Source organism: Methanobrevibacter sp. TMH8 (assembly GCF_020148105.1).
In the GTDB taxonomy this organism is placed as follows: Archaea; Methanobacteriota; Methanobacteria; order Methanobacteriales; family Methanobacteriaceae; genus Methanobinarius.
The window spans coordinates 1-12315 of sequence record NZ_JAHLZE010000030.1 but is presented as its reverse complement, the minus strand read 5'-3'; the positions used below and the strand labels follow the sequence as shown (position 1 = coordinate 12315).

Sequence of the window (12315 nt, the reverse complement as noted above, 5' to 3'; positions counted from 1 at the left end):
CATTCTAAAATTATTAAATTTATTAATTTATTTAATATTTTTTTATATATTTTATTTTTTTATTAAAAAATACTCCCCTATTTTTTAAATTATAACTATTTTTTTCTTAAATTTACTTCGTTTAACTTTAATTAAACGAAGTTAATTTTAGGGGGATTTTGTACATATATTTTGTACATATACTCATGAGGGGATGATATTATGATAAAGGAAAAATTTGATTATAGAAAAAATATGGGTAAAAAGTTCATGAGATATATATTAATTTTGTTAGTGATTGGCACTATGTTCTTTTTTTCTGTGAATGCGGGATTCGCAGCTGGAAATACTCATAATATAACTTCTGATATGACTACTACAGATGTTCAAGATATTATCAACAATGCTGTAGATGGTGATACTCTTGATTTTGTTAATAAAACTTATAGCTTAGATCAGCTGAATATTAACAAGAAATTGAACATTGTTAGTAATGTTAATTCTACTATAAATAGAAATTCTACTAATGTTGTCCAATACAGTTGTTTATTTTCTGTTAGAGCAGATAATATTCTTATTTCAGGTTTTACAATTAATAATCATCTAATAGGTGTTTATAGTCAGGATACAGCTAATAATCTTCAAATTTTTAATAATACTTTCACAAATTGTGGTCAGGCAATAATCATTACTACTAATAACTCTTTAATTGAAAATAATTACGTTGGAAATAGGAATGCTTCTTTTCCTCAAACTTCTTTTCCAATGCAAGTATATAGGCAATATGCAATTTTAATTTGGGAAGGTAGTCCTGGAGGAGCTATCATTAGAAAAAATACTATTACTGGATCTGGTTGGACATATGCAATAGTTAACTATGCTCCTAATGCATTAATAACAGAAAATAATGTTACAGGGATTGGAGGTAACCCTTCATCAAGCAATGCAGCCATAGCTAATACTTTATATGGCCATGGAACTAACATAACTGATAATATAGTCGATAGCAATGGGGGTATTGGAATTCGTAATGACTGTGACAACGTTATAATTGCTAATAATCGCTTAACCAACAATAGAGGGTATGGTATTTTCAATATGAATTCTCACCAAACACATGAGTTTAGTGAAGGAGGGAATCTTGTAATTATTAAAGACAACATTGTTGAATCGACTAGAAGTGCCACTGGCAGTTTTGATGGAACTGGTATTTTCAATCAAGGAATTGATGCAAGAATAATTAATAATACTGTAAAAAATAATGCCGGCGATGGAATACGAAATTCAGGGACTAATACAACTATTCTTATTAACACAGTTTTTGGTAATTCTGCTCATGGAATAAATGTTGCCACAGCGGGTAATAATACTACTATTTCCGGAAATACTGTTTATAACCAAACCGGCAATAATAGAGCAGGTATTTACTTTGCAGGTAATGTAGGTATTGTTTCTGATAACAATGTATATGATAATAGTAATGGAATTCATCTTTTAAGTGGCCTTATTAGATTAAATAATAACACTATCACAAACAACAATCAATCTGGTCTTATATTAGCTTTCAACAATTTTAATTTGGATATTTTTAATAATACTTTAAAATATAATGGTGTAGCTATCAACATTTCGGGTAATAATAACAGATTAGGTGATCTTGATGGGACTGATCTTTACAATGAAATCACTGAAAATACTAATGGTGTTTTACTTAATGGAGCAGGTAACAGAATAAGTCATCTAAATGTTTACAACAATCTTGGGACTGCTTTCATTGTTTTAAGAGATAATAATACTATTACGGGGTGTAATGTTTTTGAAAATAACTTAGGTTTTAATTTAACTGGTAATGGTACGAGGGTTAATTATAACCGTATTTTAAACAATAAATTAAGTGGTTTGTATAATTATGGAAACAACAATGATTTCACTTTCAATTGGTGGGGTCAAAATGATATTTCCAATCAATACAACATCCTAAGTGGATCTAACTACACTATATGTAACTACTTTGTCATGGTATTGTCTGCAGAATTATATAGTACTATTGTTAATGCTACAATTAATCGTGCTGTAGGTATGTATAGCCTGACTTATAAGTTCTTATTATGGAATAATCTCACACAAACTTTAGATTCTGTTAGTTATGAAGACCTACCTGATTTCTTAGTTAACTTAACTTGGAAAAATAAAAATGGAAACATTATTAATACCATTCTTAATGCTAATGCTAAAGATGAATATTCTTATCTTGTAAACTTAACAAAAAGTGATAATTTTACTATAGAATCTTTTGCTGATAATGAAAATGTTTTACTTTTTATAGCTAATATTGATGATTATATCGAGGAGGTTAATGTTAAAATAGACTCTAATTCTACTATTAATGCTCCTAATGGTACAGTAGGCAACCCAATTACAATTAAAGGTATAGCAAAAGACAAAAACGGTAACTTAATATCTAATACAAAACTTACAGTTATTGTAGGTGGAAAAAATTATAGTGTAACTACTAATAATGTTGGTGGATGGAGTTTAGTCTACACACCATCAAAAACAGGCAGCTTCAAAATTTCAGTTAATTGGAATGGAAATACAACACACAACAAATTTACCAATTCAACAATCTTTAAAGTTAAAAAATCACAAGTTGATATACCAACACCAAAAAATAAGAAGAAAACTAGATTGAAAGTTGATGTTGTTGGTGATAAAATTACTGCAACTTTAACTGATGAAAACGGTAAAATAATTGCTGGCAAAAAAATCGTATTCAGAATAAAACGTATTCCTATTGGTGTTGGAATCACAAATGAGGAAGGTATAGCTACAATTTACTACAAAGATGCATATAAATATATTGTCAAAGGAAGATTTGCTGGAGATGACCAATACTTCCCTTCAGAAGATGTATACGCTCCTACAGACTCGAATAATACAGCTTCAGCATCTAACATACCAATGAAACAAACTGGAATATCAATAATAGCTATGTTATTAGTCCTAATGCCTTTAATTGGAACAGTTATTAGAAAAATACAAAATTAAAACGATATTTAACGATAAATTAACTCTTTTTATCATTTCTTTTTTATTTTTTAAATTAACTTTTATATCCTTTTTTATTTTTTAAATTATTTTTTTTATATTATATATTAAAATAGATATAAAAATTAATTATAAATTCAAATATTGTCCTGATTTTTTTAAATTAAAAAATAATAAATTTATACCTAAATTAATAAGACTTAAATAAATCAAAAGCTAATATTAAAATGGATTTTTATAAACAATTTTATTCACATGATTATTCATGATTATAAGAATTAAAATATATAGTTTAATGATTATAAGAAAAAAATTACTATAATCATTGTTCATTAGATATATTGTGTTTATTGAATCCAATCACATATCAATACATGAAGATTAACTAAAAGGAGGAATGTATATGTCATGGGATGATAACGGTGGAAAAGTATGGATGGATGGAGAATTTGTAGATTGGAAAGAGGCTAATATTTCTGTTCTATCTCATGTAGTACATTATGGATCTAGTGTCTTTGAAGGAATAAGATGCTATGAGAATAAAAATGGTAGTGCAATATTCCGACTTGATGAACATGTTGATAGGTTATTTGATTCAGCTAAAATATATAAAATGAAAATTCCATTTGAAAAAGAAGATATAGCTAATGCAATAAAAGAAACTGTTACTATAAATAATCTTCGTTCTTGTTATATACGTCCTGTTACTTATAGGGGGTATAAAGAATTAGGAGTCAATCCTTTAAAATGCCCAGTCAATACATCAATAGCTGTTTGGGAATGGGGAACCTATTTGGGTGATGAAGCTATGGAAAATGGTGTTGATATTGGTGTTTCTTCATGGAGAAGACTTGCACCTGATACTATGCCTAGTATGGCCAAAGCTGGAGCTAATTATATGAATGCACAGTTAGCTAAAATTGAAGCTATTGAAAATGGATTTGATGAAGCTATAATGTTGGATTATCATGGTTTTGTTGGAGAAGGTAGTGGAGAAAATATATTTTTGGTTAAGGATGATGTTATTTACACACCTCCACTTTCATCTTCAATATTAAATGGAATAACAAGAAATTCAGTTATTTCAATAGCTAATGATCTTGGTTATGAAGTTATAAAAGAAAAAATACCAAGAGAAATGGTTTATTTAGCCGACGAAGTATTTTTTACAGGTACAGCTGCTGAAGTTACTCCAATTCGTTCTGTTGATAATATAACTATTGGTTCTGGTAAAAGAGGCCCTATAGCAGAAAAAATTCAATCAGAATTTTTCAGCATTGTTGAAGGAAAAACTGAAGACAAATTCAATTGGTTAACTTATTTAGATTATTAATGAAAATTTTAACATTATAAATCAATGAAATTGTATTGTGATTTTCATTGATTTTCTTTATTTTTTCATTGTATTTTCTTTATTTTTAATTATATGATCTTAAGATTGAGATTAAATCCTTTAAGTCTTAATTAAAGAGAATAACTACATAATATCTTGAAAAAAAAAGAAAAATATATAATTAGAAAAGATAATAAATAAATTAAAGCATGAAAAAAATTAACTTTCTAATTTTTAAAATTAAATTTTTATATTACTAATTTATCAAATTATAAAATATTATTATATGGTGTATTTATGGATATTCTACAAGCAATTATAGTAGGAATAGTACAAGGTTTAACAGAATTTTTACCTGTAAGTAGCTCTGCTCACCTTATTTTTGTTCAAGAATTTTTTGGTATTAATCAATCAGCTTTAGCTTTTGATGTTTTACTTCACTTAGGAACATTATTGGCTGTAGTTAGCTATTTCTTTAAAGATATTATAGAAATGATAAAAGCATTCTTCTCAAGTATAGCTGATATTTTCAGAGGAAGATTTAGACAAGGGTTTAAAGAAGATCAATATAAAAAATTAGTTTGGATGGTTATTATTGGAACTATTCCTGTAGGAATAATAGGGCTTGTCTTTAATGATCAAGTTGAAGCTGCATTTAACTCTATAACTATTCCAGCTTTCTTCTTGTTAATTACTGGTGTACTTTTATATGTATCTCAAAGATGGAATGTTGGTAATAAAAATATTAAAGATGTTGGCCTTAAAGAAGCTATTCTTGTAGGTATTGGTCAAGCATGTGCTATTATTCCAGGTTTGTCACGTTCAGGAACAACTATCGCTTCTGGTTTACTTATAGGTCTTGATAAAGAATTTGCTGCTAAATTCAGTTTTCTTTTAGCTGTTCCAGCTATTTTAGGCGCGTCTGTAACTGAATTAGGCGGTATTACAACAGGATTAGATACAAATTTCCTTCCATATATTTTAGGATTTTTAGCTGCTCTTGTTTCAGGATACTTAGCTATTAGTATACTTTTAAAATTAATCAGAGAAAGAAGTTTAGACATATTTGTAGTTTACTGTTGGATAGTAGGTGCAGCTATATTAGTTTACAGCTTGTTTTTCATGTAAATAATTTTAATTATTGTTAAATTCTTAATTTATTTCTTTTTTATTTTTTGTGATAATTTTTATTTTGATTATTTTTTATTTAATTTTATTTAATTTTCTCATTTTATTTCATTTCTTTTTTATTTTATTCAATTATATAATAATTCAGTTAATTCATTGATTCTTAGTATATATTATAAATATTAACTGAAATTTTTATTTATTTAAATTCAATAGATTTATATATATAAAAATGAATATAAAATAATATCATATAAAATACATAGTTTATAGTACATATTTTACATTATAAGCTGTATATATGTATTATCAATGTATATGGTGGACATAAAAACCTAATAATATAATTGCACAAGTAAAATTTGCAATTATATTTAAAAAACATGGTGATAAAAATGAAAATTTTGAATAAAAAAGTGATAATAGCTTTGTTATTATGTGCTATTTTTGTTTGTGGTGTTCAATTAGCTTTTGCTGATCCTGTTTCAGCAGCTACTTATAAAAAATTTGATTCAGGACAAATAAAATCTGATGGGATAACATTAAAATATGTTTCTTATATAAAAGGTAAAAATGATATTTACATGAAGTTAAATTATAAAGGGATAACATTAGGCAAAATTTACATGACTAAAGGCAAAACAAAGATTAAAATGACTTATAAAATATTAGGTAAAAAATCCCAATCAATGTCAGTTAAACATTATGGTATTAGTTTAAAAACAATGTATAAATATATGAAAAAGGGCATGCTTAGTGCAGTTTAACCATTATTTTTCTTTTTTATTTTTATTTAAACTTATTTTATTATTTATTTTTTTATTATTCCTTTTATTATTTTTTTATTATTCCTTTTATTATTCTTTTGTTTATTCCTTTTATTATTTTTTTATTTATTCCTTTATTTATTTTTTATACAATATAATTAAAAATATTTATCTTATATTCTCAATAAAAATTATAATAATTTACATATAATATGATAACATTTATTAGAATATTTAATTATAAATATAATCTATTAAGAATACTTCTTTAAATTATTTAAAATACTTCTTTAAATATCTTTTAGGTGTGAAAATGGTAAATATGTTTGATGGTCTTAAATCTTATGGTTCTAATGAGCTTTTAAAAAAATTAACTGGTAAAAATCCTTTTTTTATTTGTACAATAGCTACGACTTCCACAGCAATTATTCCAAATATCACTGGTGCTGGTGCTACTCCTGAACTTATGGAATATACTCCTGCAGGAGATGTTGAGTTGATTGTTCATAGTGAGCTTCGATGTTGTGATATTCCACCTCAGACTATTATTGATGGAGCTTCTGCTCCTACTCCTGCCATGCTTACAAAAGCTGCTCTTGAATTAACTGATGTTCCTTATTTAATAGTTGATGCTGGTTCAAAAATAAAACCAGATGTTCCTTATATTACTGTTGCTGAAGAAGGAGAATATGGTCATGATATAAGAACTGGTCATGCAGTAGTTAACCCTAGAAAAATATTTGAAAATTCAAAGATAATAGGTCATCAGCTATCTAAATATAATGATTATCTTGTAATTGGTGAAAGTATTCCAGCAGGAACTACAACAGCTCTTGGAACTTTAACTGCTCTTGGTTATGATGCTGACTTTAAAGTTAGTGGTAGTATGCCCGAAAATCCTCATAATCTAAAAAAAGATGTGGTTATGGAAGGATTAGCTAATGGGGGAATTCTTGATGGTATGGGGAATATTGGAAAAATTGACCCATTTATAGCTGTTTCTGTAGTAGGTGATCCAATGATTCCAGCTGTAGCAGGTTTAGTTCTTGGAAGTAATGTTCCAGTAATTTTAGCTGGTGGAACTCAAATGGCCAGTGTTTGTGGATTTATAAAAGCTATTGATCCTGATTTTGATTTTGCAAGGATTTGTCTTGGAACCACAAGTTTTGTAGCTGATGATAATACATCTGATTTATTCAATATTACAGCTCAAATTGGAGATATAAATATTCATGCAGTCAATCCTCAATTTGGAAAATCTAAAAATATGGGCCTTAAAAATTATCTAAATGGTTTTGTCAAAGAGGGAGTTGGAGCTGGAGGCGCAATGCTCATGGCACTTCTTTTAGGATATTCAATAGATGATATTCGTCAAAAAGTTGAAGAAGTATGTGAATAAGTATTTATTATTTCTATCATTTTGTAATTTTATTATTTTATTATTTTATTATTTTAAAAATTAAAAATTTAATAATTTAATAATTTAAGAATTTTAATAATCTTAATAATTTAAAAAATTTATAATTTGAAATATTTAAAGATATAAATTATGAAAATATGAAATTTAATATTATTATTAAATTGAAATATAGGACAAAATATGTTTAGTAAACTTGTAGAATTATTTTTTAGAGGAAAATTTGGAAATCTAACTGGTTTTCGTGGGAAAATTTTAGCTAAAAGAATGAATATATGGAACCAAGAACAATATAATCTTATATTAGAGAATATAGAGTTAAAAACTAATGATATTATATTAGAGTTTGGTTTTGGAAATGGATATTTAATTAAAGAATTATTTAAGCAAAATATTCCAATAAAAATTTATGGTATAGATATATCAAAAGATATGGTAGATGAAGCTAAAATCGAAAATAAAGATAATATTGAGAATGGTGATCTAAAACTATTTTTAGGAAATATAAATAAAACATCATTTGATGAAGGTTTTTTTGATAAAATATATACTGTAAATACATTATATTTCTGGGATGATATAAACACTTGTTATTCTGAAATTAAACGTATATTAAAACCAAATGGAATCTTTATGAATGTATTTCACACAAAAGACTACTTGAAAAAATCAGAATATGCTAAACATGGTTTTAAAAAATATACTTTAGAAGAAATTAAGAAAATAACAGAGGATAATGGATTTAAGATTAATAATACATTTGAAGGGAAAGACGAATCTTTTGTCATGATAGCCGAATCTATTGATTAATAATTGGCTAATTTCCATTTAAGTTCATTATTATCATCAATTTAACTTTATTTTAACTTTATTTTTAACTTTTTTATTTTATTTTTTATTTATATAAAATAAAATTTTTATCTGAATTAGTAACCTCTTTTATAAAATTTCAGTTATAATATAAACATGTCTAATATTTATTTATATTATTAATATATTTCATTAACCTTATCAATGATTATTATGTACTATTCAATGCTATTTTATTAATTATTGAAATAATTATATATCTAATTTATATTTTATTCTAAAAACTAGTGTTTTACATGATTTAACGGAAAATTATATATGCTATTATGTAAATATTTAATTTTTGTAATAAAGAGATTTTTATTTTATTATCATTAAATTTTATTAAATCAATTTAATTTCAATGATTTATTAAAATAAATTAAAATATAAAAAATTAAGGGGTTATTTATTTATAAAATTGTATTATAAATAATTTACTTGATTTTATTTTAAGTATGACTTCAATTAAAATTATAAAATTATATAATTAATTGAAGTTGTCAATTTGGGGGTGGATAAATTTATGAAAAAAATATTATTAATTTTATTCGTTATTTTTGTATTATTCGCTAGTATGGGCGCTGTCTTTTCTGCTGATACTAATGGTACTAATACAAATGATAATAATAAAAATACAAATGAAACAGCTGTTAAAAATAGTGCAGATAATTCTAAAATATCTAGAACTTCTTCTTCTACAAATAATTACAAAATCACAGTTACTCATAATAAAGTTGAGCATGGAAAACCTATCCATTTCATTGTCAATGTAAAAGATTCTGATGGAAATCCTGTTGTAAATAAAAGTTTTTCTTTTAGTTTTCGTTCAATGAATGATAAAACTAATCCTGATGGTCGTTTTGATAATACTGTTGTCACTGATGCAAATGGTGTTTTCTCTGTAGATTGGCCAGGAAATTCTGGTTATTTTGATTATTATGAGTTAACAATTAGTGATGGTTTGGATCCAAACCAGTATCCTACAGGGACTGTTTATTATCGTAAAGCTTTTGATTTGACTTTAAAACCTACTATGAGCGTTAGTATTTCTAAATCAACTGTTTATGAAGGTCAAAATACTCAAATTAGGGTTACTGTCAAGGTGAATGGTGTTCCTGCTTCAGGATATCTAGTGTGGAAATATAGTAAAGATAAGAGTGTTACAACTCAATTAAAAAATGGGGTTTCTACTTTCAATTATAATAGTTTTATATTAGGTAAAAATCCTATTGTTATTACATATATTGGTTTAGGTGCAGCATTTCCAGGATATATAGTTTCAAATGTTAATAAAACAGTTAGTGTGAATGTTAAATCTGCTTCTAACCTTATAATATCTAAAATTTCAAAATATGGTAATAGATATAAAGTTACAGTTAAAAATATAGGAAAAGGCAAGTCAACTACTGCAAAGCTCAGATTAGGCTTAAAAAGTAGATATAAAACCGTTACAATAACGTCATTAAATCCAGGCAAATCAAAAACATTGATTGTTAATTTTAATTATAATAAGTATAAAAAATATACAAAATATGCTTGGGTAAATTATAATAAAGCTTGTTTTGAGAAAAATTATAAAGATAATAAAGTAAGTTTTAAAGCAAAAACATATATAGGTTTATTAGCTAACCTTGCAATCACTAAAGTTTCTAGATCTGGAAATAATCTTATTGTCACTATTAAAAATCAGGGAAATGCTGCTTCATCAGGTTTTAGAATATTGGTATGGTATGGTTATAAAAACAAAGGTAAAGGTTATGTATTGTTCAATGCTAAAAAATTTGGAAAGTATGGAAATAGATTACCTGCTGGCACTTCAGCAACCTTAACTCTTCCTTATATTAAATATAAAACCCATTCAAGGTATTATAAGTTTATTTATGTAAATTATAATAAGAAAGTTAGAGAATCTAATTATAATAATAATCTTAAAAGGGTTAAAATTTAATTTAACTATTCTTTTTTATTTTTTATAATTTAATAACTTATAATTATTTTTTTATTTATTTTTAATAATTTTCAATTTTTATTTTTTATTTTTTATTTTTTAAACTAACAATATATTTTGAATTTATAAATCAATATTATTTTGATATAAATATTAATCATAATAAATAGAATAATAACATAAATTTAAAAATATTTATTAATATATAGCTATTTTATTATTATTCTTTTTAAATCTTTTAAATTGGCTAATATGGTTAAATAATCAGTATTCTTTCTATATTTTTATATTTATTATGTATGGTTATATGTTTTTTATATAGAAATATTTATATATACCAATTAATATATCATGATTACATAAAATTATTATGTTGAAGATAAAAATTATTACATTAAGAATATATACCATATTTATGTCTATTTGGGGGGAACAATTTCTTATTATCTTTTTAAGGTAATTGTATATTTTTGATTTTATAATTGTGTAATGATATTTTTTCTTTGCTCATTAATGCGGATTTTAATGTAGCAAAATCAAGAGAAAATATTTGACATTTTGTAAAAGTGGGGGTAATTTTTTTTGAAATTATATAGAAATATTGAATAGTTAATTAAAAATAATAACTTTTTAAGTGTTATCATTTTTAAATAATATCATATAAAATTTTGTTGTATTATTTGAAAAATATAAAAAGAGTTTATAAGTATATTTTGTTTGCTTTTAATTCTTTTTTTGTTAAATAATATTTTTGTTGATCCGGGGGGGTGAATTATTAGATTGTCTATAGATTTATAGTTTTTATAGTCATAATTTTTGTTAATAATGTTTTTTCATTGATTAAATGAATGTTATCTAATTTTTTAGAGTAATTTTCATCTGATTAATAGAAAAAATTTAAGGGTTTTTTACAGTTGACTTCTTGAATGAATGGTCGTTTTAATATAAAATTATCTTCTTAAGTTGTTTATTGTAAAATGCTAAGGTTTTTATTGTTAATAAAGATGATTTGTAATGATTTTAATTTTCTATAGGTAGTTTAATCAATTTTTTCACTATTTTGTAATAATATTTCTTAATTATTAGTGATATTGATAGAAAATTTTGTAAATTCTATTATAAGTGAATTAAGATAGATATTTTATATTTTAGACAGCTAAATTTTTTAGTGGATTAAAATAAGCATTTTATCATGGTCTATCTACGTGATTCCTTGTGAGGGTTTATTTTTTTTCTGTCTATATATTATTTCATATTATAAGAATAATTATATTCATAAAAAAGTATTTTATAATTATTATATTTTGTTAATGTTTGGGGGGATAAATTTTGAAGTTTGATGATGATTTAATTAGTTTGAGGTTTTTGAGGAATGTATTTTTAGTTGTCGCTGTTTTAGTAGTGGTTTGTTCTATGCAGGGTGTTTTTGCAGTTGATACTACTATTAATCCTGGTAATGGGACTATAAATGATGGTTTAAATTCTTTGGATAATGGTGGTACTCTTAATCTTGATTCGGGAAATTATACTGGGACGGGAAATTCCAATATAACGATTGATAAGAATGTTACTATAAAAGGTAGTAATAGTTCTAATACGATAATTTTTGGTAATGGTAATGATCCAGTTTTCATCGTTGAAGAAGGCAATACCTTAACTTTAATTAATCTTACTATTTTTAATGACTATTTGTATAGTCGTGATGATTCTGCTGTTTATGGTGGAATGGTTCATATTTCTAATGGTTCCATTGTAGGCCAAGGAAATCTTGTTTTCAGTAATTCTGTTTTTATTAATGATGAAAATGATATTAATTTAACTGTTAATGCATCTTCTCATTATT

Annotated in this window: 8 protein-coding genes; all 8 read left to right on the top strand. The window is 25.0% G+C overall.

Annotation, left to right across the window (positions count from 1 at the left end; translation table 11 throughout):
- The first annotated feature begins 201 nt into the window (after positions 1 to 201).
- Positions 202 to 3027 carry a right-handed parallel beta-helix repeat-containing protein gene (locus KQY27_RS06250; RefSeq protein WP_224425713.1) on the top strand — a complete coding sequence of 942 codons (2826 nt, stop codon included), beginning with the start codon at positions 202 to 204 and terminating at the stop codon, positions 3025 to 3027.
- Between the two features lie 403 nt (positions 3028 to 3430).
- A complete protein-coding gene (gene ilvE, locus KQY27_RS06245) occupies positions 3431 to 4360 on the top strand; it encodes a branched-chain-amino-acid transaminase (protein WP_224425712.1) in 930 nt (309 codons plus the stop codon).
- Between the two features lie 297 nt (positions 4361 to 4657).
- Complete coding sequence (uppP, locus tag KQY27_RS06240; RefSeq protein ID WP_224425711.1) at positions 4658 to 5488, top strand: undecaprenyl-diphosphatase UppP; 831 nt, start codon at positions 4658 to 4660, stop codon at positions 5486 to 5488.
- Between the two features lie 395 nt (positions 5489 to 5883).
- On the top strand, positions 5884 to 6255 hold the full coding sequence (locus tag KQY27_RS06235; RefSeq protein ID WP_224425710.1) for a hypothetical protein: 372 nt from the start codon (positions 5884 to 5886) through the stop codon (positions 6253 to 6255).
- Positions 6256 to 6577: 322 nt separating this feature from the next.
- Positions 6578 to 7654, top strand: a complete 1077-nt coding sequence (gene cobT, locus KQY27_RS06230; RefSeq protein WP_224425714.1) for a nicotinate mononucleotide-dependent phosphoribosyltransferase CobT — start codon at positions 6578 to 6580, stop codon at positions 7652 to 7654.
- Positions 7655 to 7855: 201 nt separating this feature from the next.
- Positions 7856 to 8482 (top strand): class I SAM-dependent methyltransferase, encoded by a 627-nt coding sequence (locus tag KQY27_RS06225; protein WP_224425709.1) that lies wholly within the window; start codon positions 7856 to 7858, stop codon positions 8480 to 8482.
- 565 nt (positions 8483 to 9047) lie between these two features.
- Positions 9048 to 10472: an Ig-like domain-containing protein gene (locus KQY27_RS06220; RefSeq protein WP_224425708.1), complete on the top strand. Its 1425-nt coding sequence runs from the start codon at positions 9048 to 9050 to the stop codon at positions 10470 to 10472.
- A 1329-nt stretch (positions 10473 to 11801) separates the two neighbouring features.
- Positions 11802 to 12315, top strand: a 514-nt coding sequence (locus KQY27_RS06215) for a hypothetical protein (RefSeq protein WP_224425707.1), incomplete at its 3' end; no start/stop codon positions are given.

Coding starts and splice junctions, on each gene's coding strand:
- cobT (WP_224425714.1), top strand. CDS start 6,578: ATGTTTGATGGTCTTAAATCTTATGGTTCTAATGAGCTTTTAAAAAAA.
- KQY27_RS06225 (WP_224425709.1), top strand. CDS start 7,856: ATGTTTAGTAAACTTGTAGAATTATTTTTTAGAGGAAAATTTGGAAAT.
- KQY27_RS06220 (WP_224425708.1), top strand. CDS start 9,048: ATGAAAAAAATATTATTAATTTTATTCGTTATTTTTGTATTATTCGCT.
- uppP (WP_224425711.1), top strand. CDS start 4,658: ATGGATATTCTACAAGCAATTATAGTAGGAATAGTACAAGGTTTAACA.
- ilvE (WP_224425712.1), top strand. CDS start 3,431: ATGTCATGGGATGATAACGGTGGAAAAGTATGGATGGATGGAGAATTT.
- KQY27_RS06250 (WP_224425713.1), top strand. CDS start 202: ATGATAAAGGAAAAATTTGATTATAGAAAAAATATGGGTAAAAAGTTC.
- KQY27_RS06235 (WP_224425710.1), top strand. CDS start 5,884: ATGAAAATTTTGAATAAAAAAGTGATAATAGCTTTGTTATTATGTGCT.